The following is a 17,032-nucleotide window of genomic DNA, read 5'->3' on the forward strand; positions in this document are numbered from 1 at the left end:
CAAGTTCTGACGATGAATGTAGAATCCCCTCGCCTTTAGGCAGGGGAGTGTCAAGGGAATATATTCTTAGCTGCGAAGTTCTGACCTATGTGTTCTTCTTAATCTGTACCTTTAGCTTATCAAGCTACGATTCTGTCTTAAATTTTTACTCTTTCCACAAAGGGAGCAAAAACCGGAAGCAGTTCTCTTCGACTGACAACCAATGTTGGGAAAGAGCGAGTTGTGTAATCTTGTTGTGGTATTAAAGGAAATGGTTCTGACTTGAGCGATCGCCAGCTTCCCCCAGCTGCTTGAACAATCACCCAAGCACCTGCTATATCCCAAACTTTTGGCGTCGCTTCGATACCACCCAACGTCGCACCAGCAGCAACTGTCAAGAAGTTATAGCTAGCAACTCCCAACATCCGAATTTTACAGGGAAAGTCTTTCTGTATAACTGAGGTGCTGCGCGAACAGAGGTTAAAGAAGTGATTTCCACTGGGGGCGTCATGACTGGTATGGATAGGATGATAATTGCGAAAAGCCCCAGTAGGTAGTTCTAACTCAGGTATACTTCCCCAGTAGCCGTGAAAAGCTTCTCGCAATGGCGGGACAGCAACGTAACCAAAAACTGGTGTGCCTTGATACAACAAACCCAAAGAAATCGACCAAATTGGAATTCCACGAGTAAAGTTAGTTGTACCATCCAAGGGGTCAATCACCCAGCACCATTCGGTACCACCGAAAACCTTATCATCTTCTTCGCTCAGGATACCGTGATCAGGGAAAGTAGATGCTATGGCGTTTCGTATTTCCTGATCTGCCCATTTATCTGATTGCGTTACCAAAGTGCCATCTGCTTTTTCCAAAGCCTGTACTTGCCCAAAGTCTTGCATTAACTGGTTTCCCACTCTAGCAGTGGTGGTTTGGGCAAAGTCAAGAATTGTTGTCCAAAATTCAGTCATACTTTTATTTTCACGCAAATACGCCAAGGCGCGAAGATTTTTTGCAGTCTTGGCGCGAGACAAAATTAATCTAGTTCGCTTTCTAAAATAGAGGCGATCGCCTGCTTAGCATTTGTCTGAAATTCTCTCACATTTATCCGGTTTAGAAACGAAATCGCCAGCAGCAGGATTATTGCTTCTAGAACAAACACCAGTCCATAAGCTAGCACCAGGTTGGGCAGAAACTTACGACTCAGATCTAAGATGGCACCACCTGCAACCACAGCCAGTCCTCTCGACATCGCTTGCGCTAGTCCCCAAGCACCAATAAATGTGCCTGCGGTTTCAGCTGCTGTGAGATCCAACATTAAAGTGACTGCAGCAGTTGTTAGGATACCAGTTGCTAAACCGAACAATAACAAAGCTAGCTTGAGCAACGCTGGGTTAGCGGAAAATCCTGATATTCCAAGTAATATTGCACACGATGCCACTAAGACACAGCCAAGGCGTGCAGTTCTTCGCTTACCCAAACGCGGCACAATGAAAAAGCCCGCGACACCGTAGGCAATCAGTACACCTATCCCATAAAAAATATTCAGTTTAGTGCTTTCAGCCAAAGGCATCCGGAAAACCTGACCTCCATACGGTTCTAAAACTGGATCTTGCATAAACAAGCCCAATGTCATCACCACTAAAAAGGTGAAAAATAAACCTGTTTGCGGACTAGCTGTTAATATTTGCCAAGCTTTGCCAAGGGTAATGCTATCTTCCCGGCTGATAATTGTAGAACGGGTGGTGTACTGAGAATACTTTTTCTCCACGCCAAAGGTTGCTACTATCGCCAACCCAAAGACAATTGCCGGAACGACGAGAAACAGCCTGTTAACCGATGCCTGTAATGTCTCGGGAGTTGATTGCTTGAGCAAGCTAGAACTGATAATTGCCCCAATAATAATCCCCACCATCAGCATCGACCAAACGACACCGACAACTTTGGAACGGTTGTTTTCTTCAGAGACATCAACCAACAAAGCGCCAAAGGCAGTACCACTAGCACAAATTGCTAAACCGTAGAAAGCGAAAACTAGAGCCAAAAGTGCAGTCCAGCCAATTGTTTGGGTTGTCCATGCCCAGCCACCAACATTATTAACTACAGTGTCCAATTGCCACAATACCTGCACGGCTAAAAATGAGGCGACAGCAAATATTGCTGCTCCTGCCCAAACATAGGTTGTGCGATGATAACCCCATATTGGCTTGGCATCGGATATTTGACCAAACCAAACGCGAGAAGGAGAAACAAATAACTGTATTGCCAGCACCACTCCCACCAGCGTTGCTGGAATGGCTATTTCCTGAATCATAACTCTGTTGAGCACCCCTAGAGTCAGGATAGACATCATGCTCAGCCCCATTTGAAATAAGCCAAGCCGAAACATAGTCAATACATTGACCTTTGGCATCGCCAAGGAATTTGTTGGAGAATCGAATAAATCGCCGCTTGCCATAGCTACTTTTTCACTGGAAATTTCTAAGGATGGCAGGCTGAAAACCCTTTGCCTTTAGGCAAGGGATGAAAGCCGCCGACGCAGGATTTATCCTGCGGTGTCACACCTCTTACAAGATAGTGTATAATTTTGTAAGAGGAGGTGAAAGAACAATGTTGAGTTTAACTTACGAATACAAAGCAATGCCCACAAATGAGCAAATTCAACAGATTGAACACACTTTAACGGTGTGTCGCAAAGTATGGAATTTTGCTCTGCGTGAACGCAAAGACTGGCTTAATTCTCGTAAGTGCCCTATCAACTCTTGTTCTATCATTTCAGAGTACATTACACCTGCGGATGTACCTTACCCTAATTACTACGAACAGGCTAACGCATTGACTCGTGCAAAAGCTGAATTTCCCGAACTGGCAACAGTTCACTCTCAAGTCCTCCAACAAGTGCTGAGAAAATTAGAAACAGCTTTTGTGGATATGAGTCGTAAAAAGATGGGTTTTCCCCGATTCAAAAACAAGTACCGGATGCGGTCTTTTGTGTACCCGCAATTAGGGAAAGGTCAGGTTCTCAAGGATAATCAAATTAAGCTACCTCAGCTTGGTTGGATGGAGTATGTCAAGTCTCGCGAAATACCTAATGGCTTCAAAGTTAAGCAAGTCAGAGTTGTTCGTAAAGCATCAGGATATTTCCTGATGCTTACACTGGAATGTGACGTTAATGTTCCTGACACTGTAGCAAGCGGCCATCCTAGGGGAATTGATTTAGGTCTAGATAAATTTGCGGCGACCAGTGATGGTGAATTGATTGAACGACCTCGCTTTTTGAATACACTGCATCGCAAGCTGAAATTGCTGCAACGCAGGCTCAAAAATAAACAGAAGGGGTCAAACAATCGTCATAAGCTGAATCGCAAAATAGCCCGACTCCATCAACGTATTTCAGATACTCGTAAAAATTGGCATTTCAAGTTAGCCCACAAACTTTGTAATGACGCGGGAATGATGTTTGTTGAAGACATCGATTTCCGGACTTGGGCAAAAGGAATGTTGGGCAAACACACTCTAGATGCTGGATTTGGACAATTCGTTGAAATCCTTAAATGGGTGTGTTGGAAGCGGGGCGTATATTTTGACAAGGTACATAAAGACTACACCTCGCAGGTGTGCCCACAATGTGACACACATACTGGAAAGAAAGAATTGAAAGACAGGATTCATTCCTGTCAATCATGCGGCTACACGACACATCGTGATGTTGCATCTGCACAAGTGATCCGGAATAGAGGGGTCAACGCGCTGGGACGCAGCGTAGAAGAAAATGCTTGTGGAGACGGTCTGGCGGGGACGGGAAACCGTCTAGTTAAGAGTCAAAGAAGCAAGAAGAAGGGTGGAGAAGCAAGGCTTAAGCCTGCTTCGTAACATCTTTTGAGAATCCCCGCGCATTTATGCCGGGGAGTACGTCAAGGCAATAACTACGGTGCAGATCAATTGCAAGCAGCTTTTACAGCAGCTTTAGAAGTTGGTATCACCTTCTTTGATACAGCTGAAATTTATGGATTTGGACTTTCAGAGGAATTTTTGGGACAATTCTTAAAGAAAACCAACCAACAAGTACAAATTGCAACCAAATACGGTCCTTTTCCCTGGCGATTTATGGGTCAGTCTGTTGCTGATGCTCTCACAGATAGTCTCAAACGTCTACAACTAGGGCAAGTTCCTCTCTATCAGGTTCATTGGCCTTTTACGTTTTTTATGAGTCAAGAAACCTTGATGAATGCTTTGGCAGATGAGGTGAAGCGGGGCAGAATTGAAGCAGTCGGTGTTAGTAATTACTCAGCACAGCAAATGCGGGAAGCCCACCAGATATTAGCTGCCCGTGGTGTACCAATAGCCGTGAATCAAGTCCGTTACTCTTTGCTGACTCGCCAGATTGAAACCAATGGCATTCTCAAAACTGCCCGTGAGTTAGGTGTGACAATCTTGGCTTATAGTCCTTTGGCTCAAGGCTTACTGACTGGTAAATACACTGCTGATAGTGCCAATAATCTCAAAGATGCCAGAAGGATAGACTCGCGTTTTAGTCAAGAAGGCTTGCGGAAAATTGAACCTGTGATATCTTTGCTACGCCAGCTAGGAGAAAAACACGGGCGTACTCCTGCCCAAGTTGCCTTAAACTGGTTAATCGCTCAAGGAAACGTCATTCCTATTGCTGGGGCGAAAACAGCCGAACAGGTACGACAGAATGCAGGTGCTTTGGGTTGGAGATTGGACGATGATGAGATCAGACTGTTAGAAGAAGTCAGTCGTTCTTACAAGTGAAAACAAGCAAGTAAAAGGAAATTATTTCTTTTTACTTTTTATTTTCCTCGTTCCCTGCCTCTGTCACGGGATACATAATATCAAGTCCGGATGAACACTTATAATACTTGTAGGTTGGGGAGCCAGCGCGAATGACGGCTTTCCCTCCGTAGGCGTCTGGCGTTTGAGGAACGAAACCCAACACCAAATTATCGACTGCATTGGGTTTGACTGCGTTCAAACGCCACTTTGCTCAAGTCGAGCCACTGCCTTGCGGGGGTTCCCCCCGTTGTGGCAAGTGGCGTGGGAAACCCGCCCATGCAAGTGGCTCCCCAACCTACATTGAGTTGTCTTGATTAGCTAACATCTGTAAAATTTTCTCTACATTATCCAAATCCCCAACAATGCGTCGAACAGGATGAGGCCAAACTTTAACGAGGGTGGGAGTCGCAGAAACTTGATTGGATTCTGCTTGTTCTGGATTCGTTAAAACGTCAATTACTTTGAGTGTGTAAGGGTTGCCAAGATTTTTTTCTAGCAGTTCGTGTAAATTTTGTAAAATACGTTCAGTAGCAGCACTATGTCCGGCAACAAACAGGCGGAGAACATAACCTTTTGTTTTTGGTTGGGGTTGTTGTGCGGACGTTGTTGGTTGATAGTACGAAGGAGTTGGCTCCCAAAGGTCGAGGCGCATAACTAAGTCGTGATCTTCCCAAAGCTGAGGAAATGTAGAGCGATATGTTGTCAATACTAAGTGATCGCACAACCCCTCCTGCCAAGGTGCAGATTGCCATGTTAACTCCCCTGTCCCAAAAACAGCGTTCAGGACGGCTTGATGTCGCATCACTGACGGATAAGCTTCGGCAAAAGTTTGTATCTGTTGAGTGCGTGGATTTAACCAATGGTCTATAGTCGCCGTGTAGCAAGGTACTAGAAAATGAGGCGGTTCTGGTAAATCCAGAATTTCCTGCAACGTAATGCACAAATGCAAATGCCATCGACCTTGCTTACTAGGGTCGATACAGTAAATTAAATCTCCTCCAGGCGTAAACAGCGCAATGCCTTTAAACAGTTGAGGTAAAAGTGGTTTGTCGGATGTCAAGGGCGTGTCACTCCCTTCTCCTTAGGAGACGCTAAACTTAAGTTTCTCCGGGACACGCTGCTTTGTATACCTGCGGTCTGTGTGATTCCGCATTCCGCAAAGCGTGCCGTGCCTCCTACAGAGGAGCTACGAATTGCGCGTTCAGCGTGCCCACAAAGCATAGGCATACGCATGATTGCGTGCGCTTTGTGCATACGGGGGAATTCAAAATATGCCCGACCTGCACATTACGCGACCATAATGATCAATTCAAAATTAACAATATATCCTTTAGTGATATTAAAAAGTCTTAATATTTATAATTCATAATTCTCAACACTTATACTCTCTCACGAAGAAATTTTGCCATCTCACTGGGAGTTGGTGACATTTCTAGAAAGAAATTTTGACTTTTGTGAACAAATTCAAAACGCTTGTCATTTGCAGAAACGACAAACCATCTGGTAGGGACACCACTAACATATAATTTGTTTAAGACCATTTGTGAATTATGAGGAACCTCCCTTACTTTCATAAGAAATGTTAAGCAGACCAGAAGTAACTGAATTTAAATAAACCTTTAAAATGATTGCTTTTTGGTTTATCTGCCTAAAGATAGATGTCAATATCAAGTTTTCTATCAGACAAAGAACCAGACTTAATTACATAATTGCAAAACATTAAGTGTAAAGTTTATTAAATAAACGCTCATTCTATGAGTTGGTTTTTATATACTTAATTTCTAATTGTTGATCCCGCTCATGAATGAGCTAGACATTTCTAAACCTGAATCTTTGTTTTGTTGATTTACTATTTGAGGGAAAAAGTCATGGCTTTGTCTCAAACATCTCATTTTGGTAAGACACACTCTTTGTTGATGATGAAAAGTTTCTTAATATGGACTTTTACATTGGCAGTATGCTTGCTGGTTGTCGGTTTTCCTTTAGTTGTCTTGATGGCTACGGTCGGATGTCTGTTGTCAGTTGTTTTACAATCGGTAATGCCTGTCAGTGCGGTTTTGCTTGTTGCAGGTGGTTTAATCATGTTTAATGTGATGGCAGTTGTAATGGCTGCTGCAGCTCTGACTCTTAAAGGAGTTCATCCAAGCGAAATCAAATGGTTGAGCTGGCTGCATGGAGAAACAGAGAATATTCAAACGACCGCTGTTTACGCTTCTTGCCCATTAACTTGTGAAATTAAACCATAACTATCACTACTCAATTCGACAAACAGTACATCTGCCCGGTTCAGCCGGGTTTTTTCATGCCTTTTTGTCTTTTGTCATTTCCGGATGAGAACTATTGACTAATGACTATTGACTAGTGACTATTGACTAATGACTATTGACTAGTGACTATTGACTAATGACTAAAAAGCAAATTTACATTATATTGGGTACTCGTCCGGAAGCAATCAAACTAGCTCCAGTCATTCAGGTTTTCCAAAATTCCCCAAGTCTGAACACTTCTGTGATTTTGACAGGACAGCATCGCGAGATGGTTGAGCAAGTGATGCAACTGTTCAACCTCAAAGCTACTCATGATTTGGAGATTATGCAACCAAAGCAATCTCTTAGTGATATTACCTGTCGCAGTTTACGGGGTTTGGAAGGATTATTCCAAGAAAGTAAGCCAGATTTAGTCATAGTGCAGGGAGATACAACTACAGCTTTTGCCGGGACTTTGGCTGCATTCTATCAAAAAATCCCTGTAGGACATGTAGAAGCTGGATTAAGGACAGATGACTTATTTAATCCTTATCCGGAAGAAGCTAATCGGCGGCTGATTTCTCAACTAACTCAATTGCACTTTGCGCCAACGCCAATAGCCGTGGAAAATCTAAAACGTTCTGGCGTTTTGGGTGAAATTCACCTGACGGGTAACACAGTGATTGATGCGCTGTTAACTGTGGCTGCAAGTGTTCCTGGCTGTGATATCCCTGGATTGGAATGGGAAAAATATCGTGTCCTGCTGGCAACAGTTCACCGCCGTGAAAATTGGGGAGAACCACTGTATGATATTGCTCAAGGATTTTTATCGTTACTGGATAAGTTCGGTGATACAGCTTTGCTACTGCCATTGCACCGTAATCCAATAGTGCGAGAACCATTGCAAACACTATTAGGAAACCATCCCCGCGTTTTTTTAACAGAACCTTTAGATTATGCTGAATTAGTGGGAGCGATTATGCGATCGCACCTCTTACTCACCGACTCTGGCGGTTTACAGGAAGAAGCACCCAGTCTTGGAAAACCAGTTTTGGTTTTGAGAGAAACAACAGAAAGACCTGAAGCAGTCACTGCTGGTACAGCTAAATTAGTGGGAACTCAAACCGAGAACATTTTTGCGACTGCAGCCCAATTGCTCTCTGATTCTACTGCTTATGAAACAATGGCAAACGCAATTAACCCCTTTGGAGATGGTCATGCAGCAAAGCGAATTTTGCAAATTGTGCAAAATTACTTGGGACTTTCCCCATAAACATCAGCCTCACATCAAGAGCCTTTTCGCAATTAGGGACCACCAACACTAATACCAGAATAGCCAGAATAGCCAGAATAGCTATAATTTCCAGGATACCCAGAAGAATATCGTCTTATGCTAACATTACCTACCCCCAGATAACTCTGAGTTTCTGGTGTCGCTACTCCATCTGGACGAAAGCCAAGACTTGCCTGAAAGTTTTTGACTGCTCTTTGTGTTGAAGCATCATAATATCCAGTAACTGGAACATTAGCCAAAGCTCTTTGAAGTTCTACCACAGCTTTACCTCTGGAGCCTCTTCTTAAAGTAATGTTACGGCTAAAGTTGTCGTTATAATATGGAGAGTAACCTCTAGCGCCAAAACCATCATTAGGATACGGAGGATAATCTATAGATGGTCTGCTGCCAATGTTTCCGAACCCAAGATAACTAAGAGTTTGGGATCCAGCCACTCCATCTGGACGCAAGCCGTTTCTTTGCTGGAAGTTCTTAACTGCTGTTTCAGTGAACGAACCATAATATCCAGTGACTGTAACATTGCCCAAAGCCCTTTGAAGTTCTGCCACCGCTTGACCTTGGGAGCCTTTTCTAAGGGTGGCGCTACCGTCAATATCATTATAATAAGTATCTTGTGTGGGAACGCGGCGAAGAGTGTATTCCCTGCCAGCGCGCACATTGATCCAATTAGCAGAAACGTAATAACCTGTAGACAACCGAGCAAATCCACTCCTATATCCTACAACTCGTGGCAATGGTGAGCCATTGGAGTCACATTTGGCAGAACGATAGGACGTACTAGGACCTGTACGTACATTAAGACAGCTGCCGTTGGTACTGACAGAGTACCTACCCGGACCGTAGTAGGCGGCTGTTGCTGCTTGAGATTGGGCGAGAATTCCCAATAAGGCAGTGATGAGCGCCAAAGTTAACCATGCAGATTTGAAATATTTTTGCCCACTAGATGTGAGTTTAAATTCAGGAAGATGGTACTCGGTATCTGCAGTTACCGCTGCATATGTACTATCCATAAGGGAATAGGCTAAGTATTCCACAATCTTCTCCTTTGTGCTGAAAGTCGTTTGGTGAGTGTAGAAGTTTTCTTGCGCTCTTTCCTAGTTTTGTCTAGGTAGAACTTTACTGGTCTATATAAATTGTGACAGAGTCTAGAACGAAATTCTAAATTCAAGTGAATTTTTCAAAAACAAAAATCCCTATCCGCTTGAATCAAACAGACAGGGAACATTGACCAAGAAAAATATGTGTTGCATACTAGCTGCTTTCTTAATTAATACACTCCCAAAGCAGATAGCGTTTGTGGTCCAGCGACTCCATCTGCAAGTAAACCATTTCTTCGCTGATAGTTTTTGACCGCATCTGCTGTTATTGAACCGTAGTATGCGGTAGGTGTGAGTCCCAGAGTTTCTTGTAGTTTTGCAACAGTAGAACCTTGAGAGCCTAAACTCAAAGTGTAAGGACCACCAACACCAGGACCACGGGTGTAGCCTTTGCCAGGTTTGTTGCCAATCCAATTAGCACCAACGTAATAACCATTGGATAGCTTAGCAAATCCATTTGCGTATCCTACGACTTTTGGAAGTCGTGAGCCATTACGGTAAGATGCAACAGCGGCACTTGATGAGCTAGGACTTTTGCGGACTAGGAGATCACTGCCTTTTGTCTTAACATAATAGTTGTTTCCTGGACCGTTGTAGGCGGCTGTTGCTGTTTGAGCTTGAGCTAAAATCCCTAACAACGCACCGATTAGCGCGAAAGTTAACCACGCAGATTTGAAATTTCTGTTCCAATTGAATTTCAGTTTCAATTCTGGCAGTTTCAATTCTGGCAGTTTCAATTCTGGAAGACTGAATTCTGTATCTTTAGTCGCCTCTGCGTAGGCACTATCCATCAAAGAATAAGCAAGATATTCCACAGTCAGCTCCTTAATACTGGAAAATTCACAAATGCAGAGTTTTACTTCGCTTTCTGGTGAGTTTGTCTAATGTAACTTAGACTACGCTTTATCGTAAAGGATTTTTACCGAGAACATTATTAAGAAAACATAATTTTTGTAAAAAAAGTCCGGAAGAATACGTACCCAAAGCGTCAAGCCAGAGGCTTATCGCCTCTCCACAGGCAGCTCCAAACCAGCATTGCCCCAAAAGAGCAGGCACTCTGTGCGATACGCTTTGCGTCAAGCCAGAGGCTTATCGCCTCTCCACAGGCAGCTCCAAACCAGCATCACCCCAAAAAAGCAAATGTATCTGTAGTATTGCCAGAGGTAGAGAATCTAACCTTATTTCCCAAACTGCTTTGAAATGGAAAAAGTATCAGAACGTACTTGCTGACCATTTCGCCAAACTTCCACCTTGTCAGAACTAACAACATAGGAAAAACTACCATTGTCTGCCCTATACTGAGAACTGCCAACACTCCTAGCAGGGAGGCGTACAGGCTGACTTGGATCTTGCTTGAGTTGCCCAATATAAAACAACTGACCATTTTCCTGACAGACTTTCACAAAAATATTTGCTGTTTCGCCTTCAATCACTGTAGTCCCATTGCATTTAGTATCAGCCATCACAGAGCCAACAGCCACTGGAATTGGTTGTGAAGATGAAACTTGCTGTGGTGTCTGCGCTGGAGAGACTTGGTTGATTTCGTGATTTGCTTGGGAAGCAACAGTTGTAGGACTTGTCATCTGCTGTTGTGGGATTTTTCCTGCAATCAAAGACGGTAATGTCGTCAAAGGGTCAACAGCAAAACGATGATTTTTACGCACTTCAAAGTGTAGGTGAGGAGCTGTACTATTACCTGTCGATCCCATTTCTGCAATGACTTGTCCTTGGTTTACCTGTTGACCCTGTTTCACCAAAAGGCGGCTATTATGACCGTAAACTGTAACACTCCCATCGGGATGCTCAACAACTACGACATTTCCTAATCCCCATTCGTTCCAACCTGCTTTGACTACTGTACCTGATGCAGCAGCAACAACAGGAGTACCAGATGCTGCTGCAATATCAATTCCTTCATGTTGATATTTGCGAAAACCCTGAGAAACTATTCCCTGAGTGGGCCAAATTAAGTTAGAGGGAAAAGATTTTTGTGGAGTGTTGGAACTTTTTGCTGTCTGAGTCAAAACCTGCGTATTTGTACTTAGGACAGCAATGAAAGACGTTAACCCTATCAAGCTATATGTACAAATTTGAGTAATAGTAACTTTTTTCATTAGTTAGAGCTTGTAAGAAAATGGTTTAGGATGTCTTGAGTTATTTTCTGTTACAGTCTTAAATCAACTACATCAGGAGTGTTAGTGGGATGCTTCCGGAATCAAGTACGCAGCGAAGGTATTTATGTAATGCAGGGACGAGTGCAGTAGCTCTTTTAAATGACTTGAAAAACAACGCACCAGAAATTTATGCTCGTTTGGCGATATAGTTAGGCAATGGCACAAGTCAGTGGGAAAATCATTCAAGAGTTATTGCTTATCCTCAGACCATTTATGCGGGATAAGCAACAACGTCAGGCGTATCTTGAACTGGCTTTAGGAACTAATTCACCAGTATTAAACCTCTTGGTGTGGGATACGTCTGCGGATGTTTTTATTCCCCAAATGGTTAACACACTGGTAGTCTTTGGAGAAATTACCCCTGGGAAACCAGCACTTTGTGCATTATTGGAAGTAGTACGTGGAAATGTTGGTTTAGACAAGCAGCTAGAAATTGATAATTTGCTGCAAGGAATTCGAGAGGAACTTCAGCGATCGCCAACTAACTCCTCTAGAGTATCGCCTCTATTTCCTCATCCTGAGTTCCAGACATATCTAGAAAATATCGCCCAGAAGTATCAGCAATGGTCGAATATGTATACTTTGACGGATGCTGAGGGTAAAGTATTTGACGTGGGTTTGATGGTGCAAACACGGCAACCGAAACAACGAGAAGGAATGCCAGGTGAGGTAAAACAGGAAACAGAGCGGTTGCCCGTGTTGGAGGCTATCCGTAAATATGCTATAAACCATGTATTATTGATAGGAAAACCTGGTTCTGGAAAGTCCACAGCTTTACAACGGTTGCTGTGGGAAGAAGCACAAGCAGCAATCCAGGGAGAAAAGCGAAAAATTCCCGTTTTGGTAGAACTCCGCTACTGGGATACTTCGGTAGAAACTTTGATTTGCAAGTTTTTGCGAAAGCACAAGCACCGGATTGATATTAGTAAAATTGAAGACTTACTAATTGACGAGGAATTATTGCTGTTGATGGATGGGTTGAACGAATTACCCTCCGATGAAGCACGCGATAAGGTAGCACGATTCCGTCAAGATTACCCCGAAACACCAATGATTTTTACCACGCGGGATTTAGGTGTGGGGGGAAGTTTAGGAATTGACAAGCAACTGGAAATGCAACCCCTGACAGAAGCACAGATGCAGGAGTTTGTGCGTAAGTATCTCCCAGAACAGGGTGAGCAAATGTTGCAGCAGTTGGGAAATAGACTCCGGGAGTTGGGGGAAACTCCGTTGATATTGAAGATGCTGTGCGATGTATTTTTTCAAAAACGGGAAATTCCCAAAAGTCGGGGAGATTTATTTCGTCAGTTTGACAGTACAGTTAACAACCTCAAAGAAGAAAAAGAAACTGTTCCGGTTGCGGAAGGATTGCGACTCTGGAAAAAGGATTTATTGCAGCATCTAGCATTTGTGATGATGCAACCCGAAAATCTCCAAGCCAACCCCACAGATTTTCGACTGTTAATTTCTCGTCGCCAAGCGGAAACAATTTTAGAGGATTTTCTCAAAGGTAGGGTAGAGTATCCCGCGCAAAAAGCCAAGGATTGGTTAGAGGGTTTGCTGAAACATTGCTTAGTGGAGAGTAAAGCTTCCGAATCCGAGCAAGTTTTGATTCAATTTCACCATCAGCTTTTTCAAGAATATTATGCGGCAGAATATTTCTTGAGGTTGTTACCTAACTTGAGTGATGCAAAGTTAAAGCGCGATTATTTGAATTATCTTAAGTGGACGGAAAGTATAGCGATCGCATTGGCTTTGGTGGAGGATGAAGCTTTAGCTGTGCAGGTGGTGCGGTTAGCGTTGGATGTGGATTTGATGTTGGGTGCGCGGTTAGCGGGGGAGGTGAAGGAGGAGTTTCACGAGAAGACAGTGGGGTTGGTTTTGGAGTTGGGGGTTCACCAAAGACTTAAGATTGAACTTTTGGGAATGACTCGTTCTGAACAAGCGAGATCGCCATTGCAGCAAGCACGGGATAATCGAGATTATGACAATGTTTATAGTCTAGCTGAAGCTTTATCATGTGTCGGTGACGAGCAGCTAATGTCTCAATTGCTGGAATGGGAAGACAAACATATTGCAGAGTGGAATCAAGCTAAATTTTACGAAGATTATAATAATCATTTTCTTTGTGAAAGAATAGCTTCTGAGTTAGAAAATATAGAATCATCTGATGTGGTAGTTTTGAATTTAGTGAAATTACTCAATGATAAAAAATTAATAAATAAGAAAGGATCTGATGAATATTTAAAGCCCCGAAATTACCAAGCACAGGCAGTACTAGGAGAAGGACTATTTAATCAAGCGATCTCATTCTTGTTAAAATCATTAAAACATGAAGATTTTCGGGTACGTTATCACGCTGCTTTGGCATTAGGAAATATAGGTTCGGATGCAGAAGCTTGTGCTTTATTCAAAATTGTAGAAGATGAAAATTATTTTGTGCGCTCTGGTGCAGTTGAAGCATTAGGAAGATTTCGCAGTTATACCGTAATTACTCCCTTAATTAAAGCACTTAATGATGAAAAAGCTTTTGTACGTTCTAGATCTGCAGAAGCTCTAGGTAAATTCCGTGATTACAAGGTAATTAATGCGTTGATACAAGCATTAAAGGATGAAAAATTTTTTGTGCGTTCTAATGTAGTAAAAGCATTAGGAAAAATGGATTATAAGCAGGTGTTAGAGCATTTAATTAAAGCTTTAAATGATGAAAATTCAGATGTTCGTCAGAGTGCTGTAATTGCTTTAGGAGAGCTTGCTGAAGTAAACCATAACAATCAATTAATAACAGATGCTCTGAATTATGCTTTAAATGATGAAGAATCATCTATTTCTTCAAGTGCTACTGATGTATTGAAATCAATCAAGAAAAATCGCTTAATCAAATTGGAAAAAATCAAGAAAAATCGCTTAATCGATTCTGTTTTAGATAAAGAATCATTAGTTTATAGTTACCCTGTACAAGTAGAAGAAATTGTAGTAAGTAAATTTCTACCTCAAATGCAAGAATTATTATTAGTTGCAATATATGAAATGAAAGATTTGATTTTACAAATTCAAGAAATATACAAATTTTATAACCATGAAATTTTCCATTCACCCCCAATAGAAGAAACAAAATCAACATCTACTAGTTCTACAACTATAATTAATTCCGAAATAGTACAAATTATAGAAAAAAATGAAGGTGATGTCATCGGTAAGAAAACAACTGAAACCTAACCAATCTTCAGATTCTCGACCTCTTTAAGAAGTCGAGAATCTACATCCGTGTTGCTATATTTCGAGAGGTAAAAAATGTCAGAACAATCCAAAGCGTCTAAATACAACTTTGAAAAATCTGAAGTAGTGCAAATTATCGAAGAGAATCAAGGTACTGTTATAGGTAAAAATGTTGCAGAGAAAACCCCAGCCGAAGCAGCAAAGGAAATTCAAGATTTATTAGCGCAGCTGCAAACAAATTACCCGACAACAACAGAATACGAAAAACAAGTGTTTGTCAATAAATTTAATGACGAAGTGAAAACTAATTCCCGCGTTCGGGATGTCATTTTAGCTGGGGGAATTGAATTAATTAAAATTCTTTGTCCACCGTTGGGTATCCCGATTGAAATGGGTAAAAGGTGGTTGGAAACTGCCCAGAAACAGAAATAATATCATGTCCACTTGAATAGTTGTCCGCAGCGTTAGCGTAGCGAACGCAAGTGCTTGAGATTGCTTCGTTTCACTTCGTTCCACTCGCAATGACACATCGTAAGTAATTAAGCGGACATGATATAACTAGCTTGGTGGTTACAAATCCAGGCAGTTGTAACCGATCGCATTAAGTAGCGATACTATCGCTTGTTGCGTGACGTGAAAGTTGTCCATTTAGGACTTACCACTCGCTACTGGCTGATCAACTTGCGCCTCCTCCTGCTGTGACGGTTGCTCTTCTTCCTCAGGTGGTAAGCCATAAATCGACCGATACAGGTTCACGTACTGCTTAGCAGATCGATACCAACTGAAGTCTTGATTCATACCGCGTTGCTGTAGCTGTTGCCAGTAATCCTTGTAACGGAAACCTTCCCAAGCCCGTATCATACAGGTAAATAGATCCAATGGTTCATAACGGTCGAAGCAATAACCAGTACCTGCATGGTTCGTTGGATCATGATGGAATACAGTATCAACTAATCCCCCAGTACGACGCACAATTGGCACTGAACCGTAACGCAAAGCCATCATTTGGCTAATACCGCAAGGTTCAAAACGACTTGGCATGAGGAAAGCATCGGTACCCGCATAGATGCGACGAGCCAAGGCATCGTTATAAAGTAGGTAAGTTGCCATGCGTCCGGGGTAGCGCGATGCGAGTTGCCACATTTGGGTTTCGTAGTAGCGATCGCCCGTCCCCAACAAGACAAACTGTGCATCTGTGTACGCCAAAAAGCGATCCAAAATATTCAACGTCAAATCGATGCCTTTTTGTTCCACCAACCGTGTCACCATACCAATAAAAAAGGCATTGCTATTTACTTCTAACCCCACTTCTTCTTGCAAAGCAATTTTATTCGCTTTGCGTTTCTCTAAAGTGTCAGCCGTGAAGGTTTGAGCAATGTACTTATCGGTAGGTGGATCGTAAACTTCTGTATCAATGCCATTGATAATACCCGACAACTTGCCACTGATGAAAGACAATAACCCTTCTAAAGTTTCACCATAAGCGGCTGTCTGGATTTGCTCGGCATAAGTTGGGGAGACAGTATTTACCTTATCTGCAAACTGGACTGCAGCTGCCATTGTGTTGTGTCCTTGCATATACCAAGGACACCAAGTAATTTTTTCTAAAAACCAGCGCCACGGACCTTGATATGCCAGGTTGTGTATCGTAAAAACAGTGCTGATATCAGGAGATTGATGCATCCACACAGGAATCATTCCTGTGTGCCAATCGTGACAGTGGACAATTTCCGGTTTCCAGTAATTCCAACAAAACTCCGCTGCTCCGTTGGCGAAGAATGTGAACCGCCAATCTTCATCTTCTCCAGCGTAAATTCGCCGAGGCGAAAAAGCCGGATGTCCAAATAAGTACAAGGGAACATCAGTACCAGGCAGAACAGTTTCGTAAACTGCAAAGCTTTGGAACATGGCAGATCCCCACCAAATTGGCTCGGTAGGAATTTCCATTTTGTCTGGTAGCATACCGTAGTAAGGCAAGAAGATCCGCACATCATGCCCCATTGTCCTCAAAATTTTGGGGAGTGCTCCAACAACATCACCCATTCCACCAACTTTCGCAATGGGAGCTGCTTCTGCTGCAACAAATAAAATCCGCATGATAATCTTTGTCCCCTCGATTCTGCCTAGATTAGAGTTGTTTTAATATCAAATCCGCGCTTACTGACTTTATCTATACCTCACCCCGGCTGCGCCACCCCTCTCCTTATTAAGGAGAGGGGTGGCGCAGCCGGGGTG

General features: G+C 42.7%; 14 protein-coding genes. 6 read left to right on the forward strand and 8 right to left on the reverse strand.

Features of this window, described 5'->3' with window-relative positions; translation table 11 throughout:
• Positions 1-137: 137 nt before the first annotated feature.
• Both DP116_RS16975 and DP116_RS16980 read right to left on the reverse strand, forming a co-directional pair.
• Positions 138-944, reverse strand: a complete 807-nt coding sequence (locus DP116_RS16975) for an inositol monophosphatase family protein (protein ID WP_169156298.1) — start codon at positions 942-944, stop codon at positions 138-140.
• A gap of 65 nt (positions 945-1,009) precedes the next feature.
• Positions 1,010-2,431 carry a BCD family MFS transporter gene (locus DP116_RS16980; RefSeq protein ID WP_169156299.1) on the reverse strand — a complete coding sequence of 474 codons (1,422 nt, stop codon included), beginning with the start codon at positions 2,429-2,431 and terminating at the stop codon, positions 1,010-1,012.
• A 152-nt stretch (positions 2,432-2,583) separates the two neighbouring features.
• On the opposite strand from DP116_RS16980, the gene DP116_RS16985 reads away from it, so the two are divergent.
• Both DP116_RS16985 and DP116_RS16990 read left to right on the forward strand, forming a co-directional pair.
• Positions 2,584-3,846 carry an RNA-guided endonuclease InsQ/TnpB family protein gene (locus DP116_RS16985; protein ID WP_169156300.1) on the forward strand — a complete coding sequence of 421 codons (1,263 nt, stop codon included), beginning with the start codon at positions 2,584-2,586 and terminating at the stop codon, positions 3,844-3,846.
• 6 nt (positions 3,847-3,852) lie between these two features.
• On the forward strand, positions 3,853-4,746 hold the full coding sequence (locus DP116_RS16990) for an aldo/keto reductase (RefSeq protein ID WP_169156301.1): 894 nt from the start codon (positions 3,853-3,855) through the stop codon (positions 4,744-4,746).
• A gap of 31 nt (positions 4,747-4,777) precedes the next feature.
• Here the strand turns inward: DP116_RS16990 and DP116_RS16995 are convergent, their stop codons facing one another.
• On the reverse strand, positions 4,778-4,966 hold the full coding sequence (locus DP116_RS16995) for a hypothetical protein (RefSeq protein ID WP_169156302.1): 189 nt from the start codon (positions 4,964-4,966) through the stop codon (positions 4,778-4,780).
• Positions 4,967-5,062: 96 nt separating this feature from the next.
• Positions 5,063-5,827, reverse strand: coding sequence for a circadian clock KaiB family protein (locus tag DP116_RS17000; RefSeq protein ID WP_169156303.1), 765 nt, complete (start codon positions 5,825-5,827; stop codon positions 5,063-5,065).
• Positions 5,828-6,635: 808 nt separating this feature from the next.
• Here DP116_RS17000 and DP116_RS17005 point away from each other — a divergent pair.
• Both DP116_RS17005 and wecB read left to right on the forward strand, forming a co-directional pair.
• Positions 6,636-7,013 carry a hypothetical protein gene (locus DP116_RS17005; RefSeq protein ID WP_169156304.1) on the forward strand — a complete coding sequence of 126 codons (378 nt, stop codon included), beginning with the start codon at positions 6,636-6,638 and terminating at the stop codon, positions 7,011-7,013.
• A 157-nt stretch (positions 7,014-7,170) separates the two neighbouring features.
• Positions 7,171-8,286, forward strand: a complete 1,116-nt coding sequence (gene wecB / locus DP116_RS17010) for a non-hydrolyzing UDP-N-acetylglucosamine 2-epimerase (protein ID WP_169156305.1) — start codon at positions 7,171-7,173, stop codon at positions 8,284-8,286.
• A gap of 32 nt (positions 8,287-8,318) precedes the next feature.
• On the opposite strand, the gene DP116_RS17015 is transcribed toward wecB, so the two are convergent.
• From DP116_RS17015 to DP116_RS17025, 3 genes are all read right to left on the reverse strand, one after another.
• The gene (locus tag DP116_RS17015) at positions 8,319-9,341 is read right to left on the reverse strand and encodes a peptidoglycan-binding protein (RefSeq protein ID WP_169156306.1); all 1,023 of its coding nucleotides are present in this window, start codon (positions 9,339-9,341) and stop codon (positions 8,319-8,321) included.
• 233 nt (positions 9,342-9,574) lie between these two features.
• Complete coding sequence (locus DP116_RS17020) at positions 9,575-10,219, reverse strand: peptidoglycan-binding protein (RefSeq protein ID WP_169156307.1); 645 nt, start codon at positions 10,217-10,219, stop codon at positions 9,575-9,577.
• Positions 10,220-10,582: 363 nt separating this feature from the next.
• Entirely contained in the window at positions 10,583-11,518 is a 936-nt protein-coding gene (locus DP116_RS17025) for a M23 family metallopeptidase (protein WP_169156308.1), read from the reverse strand.
• Between the two features lie 216 nt (positions 11,519-11,734).
• On the opposite strand from DP116_RS17025, the gene DP116_RS17030 reads away from it, so the two are divergent.
• Together DP116_RS17030 and DP116_RS17035 are read left to right on the forward strand one after the other, a co-directional pair.
• On the forward strand, positions 11,735-14,797 hold the full coding sequence (locus DP116_RS17030; protein ID WP_169156309.1) for a HEAT repeat domain-containing protein: 3,063 nt from the start codon (positions 11,735-11,737) through the stop codon (positions 14,795-14,797).
• 75 nt (positions 14,798-14,872) lie between these two features.
• A complete protein-coding gene (locus DP116_RS17035) occupies positions 14,873-15,229 on the forward strand; it encodes a hypothetical protein (protein ID WP_211173328.1) in 357 nt (118 codons plus the stop codon).
• A gap of 216 nt (positions 15,230-15,445) precedes the next feature.
• On the opposite strand, the gene glgA is transcribed toward DP116_RS17035, so the two are convergent.
• Positions 15,446-16,894 carry a glycogen synthase GlgA gene (gene glgA / locus DP116_RS17040; RefSeq protein ID WP_169156310.1) on the reverse strand — a complete coding sequence of 483 codons (1,449 nt, stop codon included), beginning with the start codon at positions 16,892-16,894 and terminating at the stop codon, positions 15,446-15,448.
• Between the last annotated feature and the right edge of the window lie 138 nt (positions 16,895-17,032).

The sequence above is a fragment of the Brasilonema bromeliae SPC951 genome, assembly GCF_012912135.1.
GTDB classification, from domain to species: Bacteria; Cyanobacteriota; Cyanobacteriia; order Cyanobacteriales; family Nostocaceae; genus Brasilonema; species Brasilonema bromeliae.